We start from the raw sequence: 19,739 nt of genomic DNA on the forward strand, positions 1-19,739 counted from the left end.
GGCTATGCTTATGAATCCAGAACGCAAAATCGGTTCGAAATCCGTTTCTGCCAGAAGAATTGCAAAAGGTGACACCAAAGAGGCCATTGCCGGATATCTATTTGCTGCCCCAGCCATTATCGGATTTTTGGTGCTGACGATGTACCCAATGCTCGCCAGTTTATATTACAGTTTTCATAAAATTACGATTATGAGCGGCAGCCAGGTCATGGAATGGATTGGGCTAGATAACTTCAGGTATATTTTCAGCAATCCAAGCTCTGAATTTAAAAAATCGATTACGGTTACGCTGGTTTACGCCTTTGTCAACGTTACGCTTGTTATCGTGTTCTGCCTGATCGTTGCTTTGCTACTGAACCGAAAGTTTATTGGGAGAAATTTGCTAAGAGCTATCTTCTTTCTGCCATCTGTCATACCGATGCTTGCGACAACGATCGTATGGCAGATGTTATTGCAAAATCAGGCCAAAGGCGGGCTCGTCAACTGGGTTCTACTACAAATGGGCATTGCGCCATGGGATTTTCTCAACGATCCACTTCGGATCTTTTACACCTTGTTTATCATGAGTCTGTGGACATGCGGCGGGACGATTGTTGTATTTATCGCCACGTTGCAGGATGTCCCCGGAGAATTGCTGGAGGCCGTTGAGATGGATGGAGGCAATGCCTGGCACAAGTTTTTAAAGGTGACTTATCCAACGATTAAACCTGTACTCTTTTTTCAGCTCATCATGTGTATGATGACGTCGATCCAGATTTACACCCAAAGCGTGGTGTTGTCGAGAAATGGCGCGCCTGACCGAATGACATACTTTATCAACGTCATGATCTACGACCATTCCTTTGTACAGGTGGGCATGCGAGGTTTGGCATCGGCGGAAGCCTGGATCGTATTTCTCATCACGTTGGTGATTACGGGCGTATTGTTTTACTTTCAGGGCGCGCTCAAACGTGATGATGCCATGGGCAAACGAAAGTGGGTGAGATAATGGAGACAGCACCTGCACCGATGAAATATACAAGCATCAAGCAGGCTAAAAACCGAAGAAGGGCAATTCATTTCGGCTTGATTGTGTTATCTCTCCTGCTTGCATTCATTTTTGCTTTTCCATTGTACTGGCTGTTACGCGGTGCAATGGTGAGTCATTCGGAAATTTTGGCCAGGCCGCCTGTATTTTTTCCGAAGGAGCTTGGGTTTGAGAATTTCAGGCTAGGACTGGAACGAATTCAGTTCTGGCGGCAGTTATGGAATTCGGTCTCCATCGTTGTTCCGTATGTCATTGGCACCGTCATTACGACCAGCTTTGCAGCATACGCATTTGCCAAATTACGTTTTCCCATGCGCGGCACCTGGTTTGTGCTCGTTATCAGCAGTATGATGCTGCCTAGTGCAGTTACACTACTTCCACAATTTTCGTTATATACATCGCTTGGGCTTGCAGGCAAACCTGCCCTCATTATTCCAGCCTTTTTTTGCGCAGGCGGCAATGCATATTTCGTTTTTCTGCTCAGACAATTTTTTATGACAATTCCTGCTGAACTGAGTGAGGCAGCCAAAATCGACGGCGCGGGTTATTTTCGAATCTATTACCGGATCATGCTGCCTCTCATTCGTCCTGCCATGATCGTTGTTGCACTATTCAGTTTCATCAATTGTTGGAATGAATTTTTCTACACCATGATTTATCTGAAAACCGAGGCCGATTATACCTTGCCTATGGGCTTGTACATGGTGAACGGAATGCGTATTCCAAACTATGAGCAGGTCATGGCGCTTGCACTGATCGTAACACTTCCCTGCCTGGTGTTTTTCCTGATCGGCAACAAATATTTCGTAGAAGGCATTACGTTGACGGGAATTAAAGGTTAATAAGGAGGAGACGAAGCAATGGCGACAAAGAAGAGGAAATGGGCAACAAAAATGTGGGTGGCCGCTTTGGCTACCGTAGTAACTTTGAATACAGGCATCATACCTGCATCGGCGAACTATACGACAGACTTTGTGCATGAAGGCGTAGGTACCGATTATGGCGATGCAACGTGGAAGAACAATCAGATCGTAAGCGAGCCCGTGGATTTCAGTCAGGAAACTGTCGGTCAAATGATGAAAGCAATCGAAGATTTTGATTTTGACCAATTCGCTGCAGATCATGTCGATTTGCCATGGCTCGATAAGTTGCTGGTTAACGAGGGTGTCATCCCAGACGATAACAATGATGATGGCAGTGCCAACACGCTCTTCAGCCGGGGGAGCGCGCTGTACATGAAAACGCAGGACAATCGGCAGCTCGGTTTTGTTGGGACGGTACACTATGCGGATACTCTCAACAAGGATACGATGTACAACATAACTCTTTCTACGGGAGCCGTAGTGGAAGACAAGGCTGCTCGTAAAAACTACCCTAGCCATGCTGACCAAACCTACAAGAGTGGCGGTTTGGACATCAGCCAGCGTAAATTTATTACCTCCTCTAACAGTGCTGTTACTTTACTGAAGTTAACCAATAACGGTAATGCGCCAATTACGTTAACCATGACCGTCAAATCGCCATTTGTAACCGAAACCGAGGGAGATGAATTGATCGGTAAACGGGTGGCTGCCCCGATTATGGTTGGACGTGCCGGAGAAAAGTATGTGGAAGCGATGTCCCATGTTGACGTTCATCTCAGCGGGGATGGCATGACGCCTGTTGGCAATGATTTGGTGAAAGAAATTACGGTCCCTGCAGGTACCTCGGTGGATGAAAAAGTGGTCATGGGGTGGTTGGCGGAAGAAATCCCGGCCTCGAAAACACAGTATGCTGAATTTAAAGCAAGTAATAATGAAAAGGCTTTCAATGATCAAGTAAAGGAATACAACGAATGGTGGGCACAAAATATCCCCTACATTGATATTCCAGACGAAAATGTGAAGAAGGTTCTGTATTATCGTTGGTGGTCCAACCGCTTCAACTTGCTGGAAGCAAACATTCCCGGAAACGACTGGCAATTCCCGATGAACATGGAAGGGGTGCTGGGTTATAACAACGGCATCACAGTAAGTGTTCCGTGGGTGTTGCAAGATTTGAAGTGGCTGCGAGACCCATCTTATGCATACGGGACTTGGCTAGCCCAAGGCGAATATTCTGAAAACGCCAACTACAAAAACAATCCGGGAAGACCGAATATCTGGACATGGGATATGATGCAAAATACCTCGCAAGTCGGTTGGGAAGCGTACAAGATTTATGGTGGCGGAGAAAAGGTATTGAAAAAATTCGCTGATTTCTCGGCAAGCGATGTGACGGGTACACTAAATCATTTCCGGGGAACCAATCCAGATTTGGTTTATTACAATCACGGACCAATTACCGGCAATGATGGAGACACGGTGTCCATGCACTGGAAAGGAAATGGAAACTATGCGCGTTTGGACGGTTCTTCCACAGCTTATGCAAACGCAGTAGCCACGCAACAAATGTACGAACAACTCGGGGATGACGCAAACGCGAAACGCATGGATGAGGTTGCGCAGCGCATTCGGAACGCCATTCTGAACAACATGTGGTACGACGAAGCGGATTTTGACGATGATGGCGAAGCTGATACGAACGGCGAAGGCAGCTTTTTGCACAAAAAAGTCATCAACCAACAAGACGTATTCAATCCATGGCGTGACAACAATATGTTTGTGTTTAACTTCGGTGTAGTGCCGAAAGAAGGGGAGGCAGGATACGAATCCAAATACTTGACCCAGTTATCCGATTACGGTGATCCAAACTATTATCCGATTTTCCCATTCTTTACGGCAGATCAGCACAGTATCATGAAACGTGTGGAAGCATTCCAGAATGGAGAGACCAGCGCATTCGGAACGGATCAGTTCGCTTGGTGCAACTTTGGAAATTACATCAATACAATTCGTGCTTCCTTACGTCATTATCCGGTGGAGAATATCAACAGCGACACCTACAAAACATTGTTTGACTGGGGCGCTTGGTTACATACGGTTGAACCAGGCAATACCGATCACCTGGATTCCAATGAGTTTTTCTGGCTTGAGGATTATTTCTTCGGTACGCCTTGGACACCGCAAAATCCGCCAAACCCAAGTGGCAAAATGGTTCGTGCCTGGATTCACCACGATACGCTGGGCATGATGAATTATTCCGTCATGGAAGATATGGCAGGCCTTCAGCCAAGAGCGGACGATAAAATCGAGCTATGGCCACTTGATATCAAATATGACCATTTCGCCGTGGACAATGTGCGTTATCATGATGCCAATCTGTCCATTGTGTGGCAAGACCCGGCCAAGTATAGCGATAGCGATCCATATTACAAGGATATCCCCGTGGGATACTCATTGTTCATCAATGGCGAACGTGTCATGACGACGGATGAAATGTCACATATCATTTTTGATACAGCCACGGGCAAGGTGGAAAAACCGGACGGAGACGTGCCAGGGGCGGTTGGAGACAACACAAACACCAACGTTATTTATGAAATTGGCAGCGCTGTTAATCTGGCTTCTGCAGACGATACTTCACTGGGAGGCAATGAAAAAACAGTTGATATGTTCAATAAAGCTGGAGTTGATGTGGAGCATAACGGCGTAAATCTGGCAACGGCATCTGGTACTACGGTTGAATCCAGCTATATCCATAGCAATTCCAATGTGAACAGACTGGCAGACGGTTCTACGATTGCATCCATTAACCATACCTCGAATACTGCGTTGTTCGGCGGCTCGCCGAACCCATCTGATTCAGTTACGTTTCAATTTGATGGAGCCCAAACGGTGGATAATGTAAAAGTTTACTTTTATAACGACCGGCGGCCAAACGGCTATGCAGCTCCACAAACGTTTGGTGTGGAATACTTGGATGCGGACGGCACCACATGGAAGCCTGTAGAAGGGCAATTCCGTTATCCGAATTATGTGGCCGCGAATTACAATAATGTTGAATTTAATGCGGTGAACACAAAGGCTATCCGAGTCCATTTTACGCATGCATCGGGCTATTCAACAGGAATTAAGGAAATTCAAATCTACAATAATGACCTGAACGTTACGCCTTCGGAGAATCTTGCACCAAAAGTGCAACTAGACCTGCCGGTGAACGTGGAGCAAGGAGCTCCATTGAAGTTGGCGCCAGTAATTACAGATGATGGTCTGCCAAGCGGGCGTTTGACGTATGCATGGAATCTAGTATCAGGCGACGCTGGTGCGGTGCAGGCAGAGGCACTGGATCAGGCGACATTGAATGTGACATTTGACGCGGTAGGCGAATACGTCTACGAGCTGAGCATTAGTGATGGGGAAGAAGTCACGAAGGTAGAAGTGCCCATCACGGTATACGTAGCTACAGCCGAATTGTCTAATATCATTGCCAAGTTTGCAGATCGGGTATCGCCGCAGGGCAAACTTGTCCGCAATGCCGATGATTTCACGCCGGAGTCGTGGCAGGCATTGCAAGCCGCGTTGATTGAAGCCAAGGAACTGCTTGCGCGAGATGATTATTCGCTGGATGAAGTGCAGTCCATGACGAATCGAGTGCGCCTTGCTGAAGAGAGTCTTCGTTATCGTAATGCTGCTCTGTTGGCTACACCAAACGCCTCCTATACATCAGCATGGGAATCTTTGAAATCGGTGAATGACGGGTATATTCCTTTAGTCCCTGGGAGCATGGGTAGCCCAGAGATCGAAACGCAGTATGGAAACTGGGGATCGCCTAACCAGAGTCATTGGGTGGAGTATACATGGAAAACGCCTGTGACCCTGTCTGGCAGTTCAATGTATTTTTATGATGATGGAGGCGGCGTACAGGTTCCTGCCGATTACGACTTTGAGTATTGGGATCAGGAGGCGGGCGAGTATGTGGCGGTTAGCGGACTTAGTGACAAGAAAATGGAAAAGGGTAAATTCAACCAAGTCACCTTTAATGAAGTCACGACCGACAAATTGCGTTTAACGATGGAAAACCAAAGCAGTTCGGTGTATACCGGTTTAAAAGAATGGCGGGCTATATCGGCCAAACCTGACGGGGAAGAACCACCTCAAACGGACCATGGAGCGATAACAGCCATTGAGCCAGCATCAGTTAATACGACCATCAACGTCATGCCTGAGTTGCCTTCACAAGTCACGGTGATCTATGAAGACAAAACGAAAGGGCTGGCTAATGTCGTGTGGGATGAAATTCCCGAAAATAAGCTTTCCATCGCAACCGATTTTGTTGTGCTTGGTAGCGTGGAAGGAACCGACCTGAGAGCAAGCCTGCGTATTTATGTCAAATACGATAAGTCCCGCCTGAAAGCGGCAATTGATGCTGCATCAGATCCTTCCGTGAACGAAGAGAACTATAGTGGCACACCCGAACAATGGCAAACGTTGCAAGCAGCTTTGCAGATGGCTAGTGACGTATATAATAATGACGCTTCAACCGAAGGAGATATCGATGCGGCATACAAAACGTTGCTCGAAGCTTTTGAAGCCCTAGAGCCCGTAGAAGAACACAATGTAACTATTATTGATATTAACATTCCAGGCGGTTCTGTGGATCAATTGGCCAAGGAAATTGTTATTTCTGAAACGACAACGCTGGAGGAACTTACAACGGGCTTAAACGTTCCCGCAAGTGTGACATTTGCGGTTTACGAATCTGATGGGTTGACGCCAGCTATTGATTTGAAGACAGGATACAAAGTGACGTTAACAGGTTCTGATCAAATCACGACGAAGACGTACACTGTCCTGAAGGTTACAGAAAATCCGCCAGTGAATACAGCTGCGCTTCAAGCAAAGCTGAATGAAGTAAGGGCGTTGAAGCAAGAACGCTACACTGCGGCAAGCTGGCAGAACTTAGCGGAAAAGATCTCCACTGCCGAACAATTGTTGACGAGCGGATCAGCTTCACAGGCTGACATTGATGCTGCGGTTATTGCGCTGGATTCTGCTATTGCGGGATTAAAACTGTTGCCAACACCTACACCGACTCCAAGCCCATCACCATCGGCTCCAACACCAGTTCCAGCACCAGCTCCTACGCCTTCGGATCCGAAAGAGCTTACGCCAGTTACCGTGAGCCAAGGTAGAATCGAAGTAAAGGCAGCTACCACCGGCAAAGATGGTAAGGTCAAAGTTCAGGTCACAGACAGCGATATTAAAGCAGCGCTGGAAGATATGAAGGACGGGAAGTTAACCATTGTCATCCAAAAGGACTTGGAAACACAACAAGTCGAAGCCGTGCTTCCGTGGAAAACGCTTAGTACTACGAAGTCTTTGACCAGTGTAAGGATTGAAATGGGATCAGCCGTGTTGACGATACCTCATCAATTCCTGACTACGTTTAAGGACATCACTAATCTGGGAGTGGTCTTTGAAGCCGTCGAACCAAGCCAGTTGCCAGAACAAGCTGGAAAACTTCTTGAAGCAGACTTGGTCAGCAACATCACGGTGAATGCAGATGGGAAAAGTATTTCATCTAAAGAACTACATGGAAAAGGACTTAGACTAGCCATGCCTTATCAGTTGAAGGAAGGGATAAAAGGGCATCAGGTTGTGGCCTTCAAGCTGAACGATGCCGGAGTGGCCCAAGCTATTGTCGGCGGTAAATATGATGAATCCACAAAAATGTTTGAGTTTAACATGGCGCAGAACGGCATGTTCGGAGTACTTGGCGTAAACGCTGCCTTTAAGGACTTGATCAATGTGAACTGGGCTGTGGAAGGTATTGAAGCACTTGCAGCCAGAGGAGCTGTTGAGGGAACGGGAGCTGGAGATTTTAATCCGTCATCTCAAGTAACCCGTGCAGAATTCCTTAAAACGTTAATGACTACATTCGATTTATTGGATAAAACAGCAACAACCACATTTAGCGATGTCAAAGAAGGGACCTGGTATAGCACACCAATCGCAAGTGCGCATAAGCTGGGCATTGTCAAAGGCAAAGCAAATGGCACTTTTGGTCCCAATGAACCCATCACCCGTGAGGAAATGGCTGTAATGATTTATCGGCTTGCAGAAAATTTAAATGTGACATTATCAACCGAAGGGGAAGATGATTCTGTGAAGTTTGTTGATTTGGAGAATCTTTCTTCTGAATCTTCATCAGCAGTAGAGGCTGTTCGCCAGGGTGGTTTAATTACAGGCATGCCGGATGGCCGCTTTATCCCTAATGGCCAGACCACACGTGCGCAAGCGGTGACGGTTATTTACCGATTGCTTACAAACCTAGAAAAGTAGAATCAGGACAACTCCAAAATCAACATGTGACAAAAATAATGGTTGCCCAACATATTTTTGAGGGGCAACCATTATTTACTCTATTCATCATAAGAATAGGGAGTTGTTGTACTGACCAGTTTGTTCCACACATTATGAATGATCATTGTAATGGGATACAGAACTACTCAGCGAGGTATATGGTACGGGTGGTCTTGTTCTACCAGACCAAACTGTTGAAGAGACGAAGGCTGTGGGGAACGAAGCCCGAATAAGAACAAATGTAGCAAGGAAGGCGGTCGTGAAAGGTTGTAATCATGTAAATTTCAGTTGGAAATGATGATTTCGTCCTGATGTAATGATTTGTAAAATAAGGATATTAAAATAGAACAAGGAGAGGTTCCCATGACAAAACCAGATGTACCACACCATCCATATCCAGTGTATAGCCATACAATCAATGATCCATTCTGGTCGCATTATATCGAATTGGTCCGCAACGTCGTTGTTCCCTATCAATGGGAGGCGCTAAATGATCGTATCGAAGGAGCTGAACCAAGCCGGGCCATTCGGAATTTCCGCATCGCTGCAGGGGAAGAAGAGGGCGTTCATTATGGGATGGTATTTCAGGACAGCGATGTTGCGAAATGGATTGAGGCAGCTTCGTACCTGCTCTCCGCGAAGCCCGATCCGGAACTGGAAGTCCTCGTGGATTCCGTTGTTGAAACCATTGCACGGGCACAGCAACACGATGGTTACCTCAACACATACTTTACCTTGCGTGAACCTGGGGCGCGCTGGACGAATCTCGCCGAATGTCATGAACTCTATTGTGCAGGACATATGATTGAGGCTGGTGTCGCGTATTATCATGCCACAGGCAAGCGCATGCTGCTGGATGTGGTTATTCGTCTGGCGGATCATATAGGCACCGTGTTTGGTACAGAGCCTGGACAATTGCCTGGTTATGATGGGCATCAGGAGATTGAACTTGCACTCTTCAAGCTGTATGAGACGACAAAGGAAGAGAAGTATCTCGAACTGAGCCGTTATTTTCTGGATCAGCGGGGAGCGAGACCGCATTTTTTTGTAGAGGAATGGGAACAAAGGGGCCGTACCCTACATTTTGGCGAGTTGGATATGGTTCACCGGCACACCTACTCCCAGTCCCATCTCCCCATTAGGGAGCAGTCGACAGCAGAAGGCCATGCAGTTCGACTGGTGTACATGTGTGCGGCTATGGCAGATGTAGCTGCTGAGACGGGGGATACATCGCTGAAAGAAGCCTGTGAACGGTTATGGAGTAACACCGTGAGTAAGCGAATGTACATTACGGGCAGCATTGGTTCATCAGCCAAAGAAGAAGCTTTTACAGGAGATTATGATCTGCCGGGAGATACGGCCTACGCAGAGACTTGTGCCTCGATTGGACTAATATTTTGGGCGAAGCGCATGCTTCAGATGAAGCAGGTTAGTCGGTACGCAGACGTTATGGAGCGGGCCCTGTACAATACGGTGATTAGTGGAATGTCCCTGGATGGTCAACGCTTCTTCTATGTGAATCCGCTTGAAGTCGATCCGGAGATTCAACGTGTGAATCCTAATTATGCCCACGTGCGAACACGCCGGCAAGGGTGGTTTGGCTGTGCCTGCTGTCCGCCGAACATTGCACGATTACTTGCCTCATTGGATCAATATGTGTATACCCCAGTTGAGGAACAAGCTACGTTATATGTGCAATTGTACATCGGCGGAGAAGGGGAATTCACACTAAAGGGCAGGAGAGCAGCGCTAACCATGGCCTCTGACTATACCTCCACCGGAGAAGTGAAGCTGATCGTTCGACCCGATTCCTCGGAGGGAATGCAGTTTACGATAGCTCTGAGAAAGCCGGACTGGTGCGAGATTCCCGAGCTGTGGATTAATGGGGAGAAGACGGAACAGAATGGGTTTACTTTTGAGTACGGTTACATGAAGGTGACCCGTACGTGGAAAGCCGGTGATGAGATCAGGCTTCGCTTCCCTATGGAGTTGCTGCGGATGAAAGGGCACGATCAGATCAGAGCCACTTTCGGAAAAGTAGCCATACAGCGGGGACCGTTTATGTACTGTCTCGAAGAAGTCGACAATGGCCGTGGATTGCATCGCATTCAACTGCCCCGGGACGCTGAGTTTCATATCGTTAGCGGGGATCAAATGCCTCTTGGGGTGCCGGCACTTACAACCATTGGGCACCGAGTGGTATCCCATGAAGACTGGGGAACACATCTGTATCGCAGTGATGTCCACTGGGATGCCCAGCCTGCCGAGCTTTGCTTTATTCCCTATTTCACTTGGGCCAATCGGGATGAAGGAGCAATGAGCGTTTGGATTCGGGAGTGCGAATAAGGGAGTGTCTTACCAGGAGAGAAAGTGGTGAGCGAATGTAGACGGTACGATTACCGTTCAAGGAACAGTGGAACTGAACGAGTAAAATGCTGTTGCCACAACGGATGATTACCCATCCTATGGAACAAGAACCAAAAGGAGGGCTAAAGCTTGGGCTGAAAAGCGCTTCTTCAAAAAGGTAGACAAAGAGAGAAAGCGTCCGATATATCCGGGATGCGTTGTAAGATAACGCGATCTCTGGTAAGCGGACGCTTTTTATTTTTCAGGGTATCAGTTCTGGACGAGCCGGTTTATTTTCTATGTTGGTAAACTTGCTGCGGAAGTTGGAAGGAGAGATGCCCTCTTTTTTGGAGAAACAGGAAGAGAAGTAGGATACATGATTGAAGCCGATCTCTTCGGCGATGCGAGCAACGGACCAGGCGGTTTGCAGCAGCATCTTTTTGGCCTGCTCGATTCTGTAATGCAGCAGATATTCCATGGGCGTCATCCCATACACTTTCAGCATGCTACGTGCCAGATAGTTTGGATGGTAATTGAGTTCCTTTTGCAGCAAGGGATTAGATATCGGTAGAGGGTAATTGTGACGAATGTAGAGTTCAATTTTCTCGGCAATCCGGATGGCGGCAACATCGGACAGTGAGGACAGCCCAAGGTCCAGATGCTGCATAAACTTCTGGAATGTCGCCTGTCGTTTCCAGTTGCGCATGGATTGAGGCTCCTGATCAAGCTGAGAGAAATGCTCCAGCAGCTCCATGTCTTTGGTTGTAATGTGCATATGTTTCGGGATGAAGATGGAACAGACATCACAGTGGTTCAGATACGCGCTTACCTTATGTGTCTCGATTAGTTCGGCCTGATTGGCAAGGCATTCGTCCATGGTCGCAGACTCTCTCCAGCTGCCATAGGTTTGAAAATGAATCCAGATCATTTCCGTTTCCGTCTCACAGGCTGCGCTGCCGTAATGGTGTCCATCCGGCTTAAGGATCAGCGCTTCTCCTTGCTTCAAAAGCCATTTCGTCCCGTTTTCACTAATGGCGAGTGAACCGCGAGTAACAACAATCAGGTCAAAGACACCGATGTCACTGCGGCTGATGTGATATTCACCTTCTTCGTAATAAGCACGTCCGCAATCAATAAAATAGGGAATGGGCGGGGTGATGAAATGAAGGATGGGCGAGTCCAATCCGGCACCTCCGAACAGGTTGAAATATTTAAAATTCATGTTGGCATAGAGCATTTATTTTTCATGATACAGCAAGTAACATATAAAATAAAGCGCTTACGAATTTTGGCTTATTATTCTTAAACAGATTCAGATTACAACCTTGGAAAGGGGATTGCACATGAAGAAAATGCAGGTATGGTTAGGGGTATGTCTTCTTGTAATAGTGATGGCTCTGAGTGGTTGCAGTACAACAAAGGAAGCATCAGGAGGGACATCTGGAGGGGGAGAAAACACAGGAGCGACCCACTTGGTCTTCTGGACTTTTGTGGATGCCCATCAGAAGTTTTATGAGAGCATGGCTGAGCAGTGGAATCAAGACCATCCTGAACGACAGATCGCACTCGAAGCAACCACGATTCCATATGACGATATGCATACCAAGCTATTGCTTGCCTTACAATCCGGTGTTGGCGCATTATTTCGCGGTTCTATTTTAACAGAAAGCATGAACGTCATTTTCTATTGATCGGTCAAAGGTATTTCGTAGAAAGACTTTACTTACCGGTTTAAGAGAATTAATCCCCTAATGGATATGATCACAGGTATACAGGAGGTTATAATGACAATGATTTCGAAGAAGTGGAAACCGCTTATGATCGCGCTGCTACTGGCATTTCCAAGTCTGCCGTTGCAGGTTAGCGCTTTGCCTGAGGTCGCGGCGGCTGCAGTAAAGACCGGTATCTCCAATGCCAGCCTGTCGGCCAAAGTCGGCGATTTAGGTCAGATTGAGGAGCTCTATATCAACAACAATCCTGCCAATAAACAGGGGAAGCCAATCAATTTCGTCTTGCCTAACACTACATCACCGCAGAATGGTACACAGCACCAGTGGATGGGTGAAATGATCTTCTCTTACCGTACGGGTGCCAATGGACAATTCCCTGACAACAGGGACGGCTTTGTAGAAGTTGATACCAATAAAACATTGGCTGCGGGGGGATCTACACAAGTTTCGACCATTAATCCGGATAACCCCTATTTGAACAAGACCGCATCAGCAGACGGCAAGAAGGTAGAAGTCAACTTTATTGGACAGAACCTAAATTCTACAGACCAGCGGGTAATGAAGGGCTTTGATGTGAAATCCGTTTTTGATATGGAGACCGATGACGGTTCACTGCTTTGGGAAATTACGCTGAAGAACAAGAGCAATCAGTATATCGAATTCGGGGATATCGGCTTGCCGATGCCTTGGAACAACAAATACCAGACCTTATCCGATACCTATGATGACCGTGTGACGGTGCATAATTTCGCAGGTGCTGATAGTGGATATTCATATGCCATCCGCACCAGTGGTGAGGGGAACTTCATGCTCTTCACCCCAGTGCCGGAAAGCGGAGCTCGGATCGAGTATGTAGATTATTGGATGCATGAAGCAGGAGAGCGGCGTGCTGCAGATACCTTTAAGAACTGGACAGGGGACAGTGGCGGTTGGTATCCGGGACTGAACGTGCTCTATATCCACTCCAAAGAAATCCAGAAAACGGGACGCGGATACTTTACTGATGCTTCCAGCCTCGTCCTAGGACCGGATGAGTCCAAGACATATAAGTTTAAATTCTCAGCAGTCCGTGGAGGTGACAATACGCCGCAGGAAAGCGCCCAAAGCCCAAATAACAGTTCAACTTCGATGGAGGATCGCGAAGCCAATCTCCGGTCCATCCTATATAAATCAGGCATGATTGATGCCGTAGCGGTGCCGGGCTTCCAGACAGCGATCAATATGCCTGTCAAGCTAGACCTGCACTATGACGACAGTATCATTGATGTACAGTCCATCGACATTCAAAATGTGGAAGAGAATGATCCGTTTGACGAAGCGCATATTCCAGATATCAAGCCTGGAAAGAGCAGGAAGGAAATGGTTGACAACTCGCGGGCCGGACGTGGACTGCCTGACGGGAACCCTGGCTACAATGAGTCGGTTGAGTTTGTGGAGACCAAGATCGTAAATGGTGAACAGCATCATATCTATTCGCTTCAGTTTGATTCGATCGGCAATAACAGCGTGCGTATCGAATATAAGCTGAAGGAAGGCAACGAATGGGTGGATAAATTCACTCAATTTGAATTCAATGTTCTAGCCGAGCTGGATGCAATCTCGGATGCCCATTCCGATTTCATGGTCCAGAAAACACAGGATAAAAACCCGGAAAGTCCGACTTACGGTAACTATATCGACTGGTATCTTTCAAGCGGCATGGATCTCAACACAAGCCATTGGGGAGATGACTGGAGCCATGATAACATCAACTTCATGACGATGAAGAACTATCTGGCACCCAACCCTGATGAAATTCGCTCAATCGAGACATACCTGATCGACTTCATGTGGGAACGATATATGAAGAATACTCAGGACAGCTATATCGTTGCAAACTGGCTGAAAGATTCTGGAGCGTACACCGACAAAGATAAACCTTATACACGTACCTTCTCCGAAATCATGGAAGCTACCGGATTTTTCAACATGTACCGGATTCAAAAGGCTTATCCCAATCTGATCGAGTACCGTGAATCGCCTCAGTATTATCTGGAAAAAGCATATAACATCTACGATAAGCGTGTTTCCACCGAAGCCATCGGATTCTATGGTGAGCAGCAGATCCCGGATATGATTGAAGCTCTGAAGGAAGAGGGAATGCAGACCGAGTCGGCCAATCTACAGAAGAAGTTCGCCTTCGACAAAGGACGGAATATGACTAGGGCCACTTATCCTTACGGCTCGGAATTTGAATATGATAACACTGGTGAAGAAGGAGCCTATGCAGCAGCGAAGGCGCTGCGCACTTACTATCCTACAGACACGCTTGCAGGCGCAGCTGAGAAAAGTATGGAAATGGCTGACTGGAAAACACGCGCCATGCGCGGGATTCAACCTACCTGGTTCCATTATTCAGTGCCCGTCTTCCGCGGTGGTGAAGGCTGGTGGAATTTTCAATATACTGCGTCTTTAGCAGGATATATTATGGATGACTGGCTCCGATATGAGAATGACGGCAGATCGATGGAGCAGACCGCAATTGCACAGCAGCGCAATTATGCGGGGAAGATTTCGAACTTCAACGCCGTCAATATGGGTCAGATTTCGGCGAATTCAGTTGGCAGCACCTCTTGGAGATATTCGATGTATAAAGGAGGCACGGGCACTAAGGACGTATACGATGGCGGCTCACGCGTCATGAGTAACGGCTGGAATGATTTTTCGGGCGAATCGGAAGAAGGCCTCTATGGTTCCCTTCTCAGCATCAGCTCTGATATTGTTACAGATCCGATATTCGGGCTGTTCGGATATGGCGCGCTGGTCACTGACGAAGGAAACAGCTATAACATTATGCCAAAAGACGGTTTCGGCAAGCGGATCAATCTGATCAACGAGAAAATCTACTTGGAGCTGGAAAGCGATAAAATAGAAAGCGCGAAAATTCAAAAAGATGGTAAGGGTTTTACTCTCCAGCTCCTAAATCCCTCAGGGAAAGAGCATACTTCACGGATTTTGTTCGATGGAGTGGGGATGGAGAATGGCTACTATACCATGAAGCTGAATGGTGCAGCTGCCGGACAGTTCTATGTTCAGAACAATGAAGGCGTTGCCATGTTTCAGATGGGCAGCGTGCAGCGTGCCGAATTGACCATTGAAAGATCGGCCGGCGGTGAAAATGAAGCTCCCCAAATTACTGTAGAAGTGGCGACACAACATCCACAAGCGTTAATTCCATTTATGCTTAATGGGATTGTGACCGATGATGGCGCTCCAGAAGGCACTCTGTCCTATCAATGGGAAGTGGTCAGCGCCCCGGAAGGTGGCAAGTTAACCTTTAATCATCCGAAAGCAAGTATTACACAGGCTACGGGTACCAAAGAAGGCTCCTATACCGTTAAGCTTAGCACAAGTGATGGACAACTGACTGGCTCCAGCCAGATAATCTTCGAACTGGCTTCACCGCCGGATAAACAGCCTCCAGCAATTGGCCAAGTGACTGCTGTTCAGGATGTTGCCAATAACAGTATCGTGGTATTGTCCGGGGAAGCCATTCCTGACCCTGTGCATAGCGAGGCAGAAGAATCCCAGTTGAAGTACTCTTGGGCCATCAAGCAAAAGCCTGAAGGTTCAGCGAACATTTCATTTGTGGATGGTGACAAAGCAGCGGCCTATGCACGTGTAGACAAGGCAGGCACCTACATGTTTACCTTCAGTGCGGCAGACGGAGACAAGAAGGCCAGCAAGGATGTAACGATCGAGATCAAGGAAGATACCGTTGATGCTTACCGTGCACTCAGTGTAGTGACCAAGAAGGATATTGAACCAGAACTCCCCAGACAAATCTATATTCTGTCAGAGGACGGGTATCTAGAACAGGAAATCACTTGGGATGCTATTGATCCCAGCAGTTATGCTAGTGCAGGTCAATTTGAAGCCAGAGGTAATGTCGATGGCAGTGTTTTGGAGGTTTGGGCTACCGTACATGTCGTGAATTCTGAGCTGCAAAATGCGGCGCTGACAGCCAAGGCCTCCGCTAGCTTCTCTGGTGGCGACGGATATCCCGAAGCGATGAATAACGGCTTTGAACCTAAGAGCTCGGCAGATTTCTCGCCGAACCGCGGGGCCACCAACAGTGCATGGCATAACTGGGGGAGAGAAGGAGATCCGGCATGGGTGACATATGAATGGGATCAGCCATTCCTGGCCGCTTCCATGGATGTATATGTATTTCAGGACAACGGCGGGAACTTCCGACCGAAAGATATGCAACTTATGCTCCGCGGCGAAGATGGGAAATGGTACACCCCGCGGGCCATAAAGGGACTGGGCAATGAACTGAATAAATACAATACAACTACCTTTGAGCCCGCATTTATTACAGGTGTCCGTATTGACATGAAGCCTTCGGTTAATGGCAGCGGTATTCTGGAATGGAAGGTAAACGGCTATACCGGCGCGGTTGATAAGTCAGAATTGATCAAGGTCTATAACTATGTAAATACATTAAATGCTTCGAACTTTGCAGATCCTGGCCTTGCGCCAATTGAAGCGGCAAAGACAGAAGCTTCTGCTGTAATCAAGAATATGAATGCCACAGTTGGAGAAATTACCCTGGCGCTAGAGAAGCTGCTTACGGATTTGCGTCTGCTCAATCCGAGAGACGGCAATATGGCCTTCCTCGCAAATGCTTCTTCCAGCTACACTTCCCCTTGGGAGAATCTGGCGGCAGTGAATGACGGAAAGAAGGATGGCAACAACATTGCGCATTGGGGAACCTGGGGCCATGAAGGCGCAGAGGAGTGGGTGCAATATGAATGGCCGCAGGGTGTCTCCATCCGGAGTTCGAATCTGGTGCTATGGTCAGATGCCGGCGGGATCAAGCCGCCTACCCAAATTGTATATTCCTATATTCCGGCGGATAGCGCAACTGATGAATGGGTAACAGCGGGAACGGTTACGGAGGGAATCAAAGTGGTTGATCATTCTCCGACGGAATCTTCCAATCCGTACACATTTGATCCAGTACTTGAGGTCAAGGCGCTGCGAGCCACCCTGACCAAGCAATCACAGGCAGGAGATAACGGTGTAGGCCTATGGGAATGGGAAGTTCACCAGGCCATATCCAGTCCTGATCGTGAGGCTCCAGTAACACCGGCCGGTGTGGCACCGTCCATTCCTGATGGAGATGACGGCAAACTGATCGGTGTGACAACAGAAATGGAGTATAAGAAGGAAGGCGAAGAAGAATATATTGCAATTGCAGGAATTGAGGTCACAGGTCTCACCGCCGGTAAATATTATGTCCGGTATATGAAGACCGGTTCGCTGAGCGCCAGCCTGGATAAGGAAGTCGTTATTCCGGAAGGGCAGACACAGGAGCAGGCTGCACCAGATGCGAGTGGATGGGTGATCTCACACGCCAATTCGGATACCGACATAAAAGGCATAATTGAGGGCTTGAATGATACGATGGAATACCGGAAGCTGGGCGAAGAGGACTACACGCCTGTTCCAGGTTCAAGTATCAACGATCTGGAGCCTGGCAGTTATCAGATCCGGTATGCAGCCACAGACAGCCTAAAGGCAAGTCCGTCGGTAACCGTGGACATTCGCAATGAAGCCAAGGTAGACAGAGAGGCACCAACAGCGGAAGGACTCGTCATTACACCGCCTACAGCGGCAGGCGGGAATGATGGCAGAATTGAAAATGTGACTGTCGATATGGAGTACCGAAAGGCGGATCAAGGTGGTTACATGCCGGTTAGTGGAACCAGCATTGAAGGCCTAAAGGCCGGCAGCTACGAGCTCCGGTACGCCGGAACGGATTTGAGCAATCCAAGTCTTGCTATCCTGATCGTCGTTCCTGACGGAACCAAGCAGGAGCAAAGTCCGCCGTCCAGTGCAGAGGTCAAGGCTGTAAATGTCAGTGCAGCTGGGGCCAAGGATGGCAAGATCACTGGTGTAAGTCCTGTAATGGAATATCGGCAAGTGGGAGTGGACGCTGGCAGCTGGAATGCGATCACAGGCACAGAGGTTACAGGTCTTGGTAACGGAATCTACGAAGTAAGATATAAAGAAACGGCAATTCATCATGCGAGCCAATCCCTTACTGTCGTTATCAGCAATCCAGTCATCAATCCGAAGCCTACGGAAACACCGCCGTCAACGGATGCACCTGTGTCAGTGACCACACCTTCACCGACTCCTGAAAACATCAAAGTCGAAGGGAATTGGATTAAGATTGTGGCACCACAGACGGATACCAAAACCGGTAAAGCTAAAGGAGCACCCATCCGCCAGGAAGACCTTAATAAGGCTCTGGAGCATGTAAAGGCAAATAGCAGTAATGTTAAAACGCTTATGGTGGACATACCGAAAGCAGAGGGAGCCAATTCCTATGCGGTTGAGCTTCCTGCAGCTGCACTAACCGCAGCGCATGCCAACATCAAGATCGAGATTAATACGGAATTTGGAACCGTTACCGTACCTTCTAATTTGCTAAAGTATGTATCAGGTGCCAAAAGTGTGGAACTGACACTGAGCTGGCTAGATACGGCAAAGCTACATTCAGAAGTAAAATCCGTAACAGCCAGCAGACCTGTTATTGCATTCGCTGTTCAACTAGATGGAGAAGATATGGTAGCCTTGAATGCACCGGCTGAAATCAGACTGCCTTATACTCCTGATGTTGAAGAATTGGCCAATTCCAAATACCTTACAGTTGCGCACGTGGCTGCAAATAGTACATTTGTTCAGCTACTGAATGGCAAATACGACAGTGCTCTACAAGCCATGGTTTTTCCAGCGGCAAACACAGGCCAATATGCAGTTGTTTATACGAAGAAGTTCTTCAATGATGTCATCAAGGATTCGTGGTACGCACCAGCGGTTGAAACAATGGCGTCCAAAGGATTCATCGACGGGACATCAGCAACAAGCTTTAGTCCTGGCCAAAAGGTCACAAGAGGTGAGTATCTAGCTTGGTTGGTAAGGACACTGGATCTCAAAGCAGAGTTCAACACCACCTTCGGTGATATGAAGCAAACAGACCTCTATTATGAGGAAATCGGAATCGCCAAAGCACTCGGGATCGCCCTGGGCACGAACGGCAGCTTCTATCCGGAAACGGAAATTGCTAGACAAGATTTGGCTGTGCTGACCATGCGGGCTTTGCGGACAGTGGACAAAATCCATCAGACCAGTACAGCTGAGGATCTCAAGAGATTTACAGATGCCGTAAATGTAGCAAAGTACGCAGCTGATGATATGTCTGCAATGGTTAAAATGGGTTTCATAAATGGGCGAAGCAATGCCACTTTGAGTCCTACCGGAACGACAACTAGAGCAGAAGCTGCTCAGGTTCTGTATAAGATTTTCTTGCAGTTATAATAAAAGAACCGACCTTGATCCTGTTTTCTTGCATTGAAGTGC

At 47.7% G+C, this 19,739-nt stretch carries 7 protein-coding genes; 6 read left to right on the forward strand and 1 reads right to left on the reverse strand.

The features are described from left to right. Positions 1-10 precede the first annotated feature (10 nt). The 4 genes from J2X75_RS09115 to J2X75_RS09130 all read left to right on the forward strand — a co-directional run bounded on the left by J2X75_RS09115 (position 11) and on the right by J2X75_RS09130 (position 10,596). Entirely contained in the window at positions 11-988 is a 978-nt protein-coding gene (locus J2X75_RS09115; RefSeq protein WP_310335888.1) for a carbohydrate ABC transporter permease, read from the forward strand. Further along, on the forward strand, positions 988-1,869 hold the full coding sequence (locus J2X75_RS09120) for a carbohydrate ABC transporter permease (protein ID WP_307535887.1): 882 nt from the start codon (positions 988-990) through the stop codon (positions 1,867-1,869). The genes J2X75_RS09115 and J2X75_RS09120 overlap by 1 nt, the downstream gene beginning before the upstream one ends. A gap of 18 nt (positions 1,870-1,887) precedes the next feature. After that, positions 1,888-8,229, forward strand: a complete 6,342-nt coding sequence (locus tag J2X75_RS09125) for an S-layer homology domain-containing protein (RefSeq protein ID WP_310335891.1) — start codon at positions 1,888-1,890, stop codon at positions 8,227-8,229. 384 nt (positions 8,230-8,613) lie between these two features. After that, positions 8,614-10,596: a glycoside hydrolase family 127 protein gene (locus J2X75_RS09130; RefSeq protein WP_310335892.1), complete on the forward strand. Its 1,983-nt coding sequence runs from the start codon at positions 8,614-8,616 to the stop codon at positions 10,594-10,596. A 262-nt stretch (positions 10,597-10,858) separates the two neighbouring features. On the opposite strand, the gene J2X75_RS09135 is transcribed toward J2X75_RS09130, so the two are convergent. Beyond that, a complete protein-coding gene (locus J2X75_RS09135; RefSeq protein WP_310335893.1) occupies positions 10,859-11,779 on the reverse strand; it encodes a helix-turn-helix transcriptional regulator in 921 nt (306 codons plus the stop codon). A gap of 160 nt (positions 11,780-11,939) precedes the next feature. Between J2X75_RS09135 and J2X75_RS09140 the strand changes: the two genes are divergently transcribed. Both J2X75_RS09140 and J2X75_RS09145 read left to right on the forward strand, forming a co-directional pair. Beyond that, positions 11,940-12,287, forward strand: coding sequence for a hypothetical protein (locus J2X75_RS09140; protein ID WP_310335894.1), 348 nt, complete (start codon positions 11,940-11,942; stop codon positions 12,285-12,287). A 93-nt stretch (positions 12,288-12,380) separates the two neighbouring features. Further along, positions 12,381-19,697, forward strand: a complete 7,317-nt coding sequence (locus J2X75_RS09145) for a DUF5695 domain-containing protein (RefSeq protein WP_310335895.1) — start codon at positions 12,381-12,383, stop codon at positions 19,695-19,697. The last annotated feature ends 42 nt before the right edge of the window (positions 19,698-19,739 follow it).

Source organism: Paenibacillus sp. 2003 (assembly GCF_031455635.1).
Taxonomy (GTDB): domain Bacteria; phylum Bacillota; class Bacilli; order Paenibacillales; family Paenibacillaceae; genus Paenibacillus; species Paenibacillus amylolyticus_B.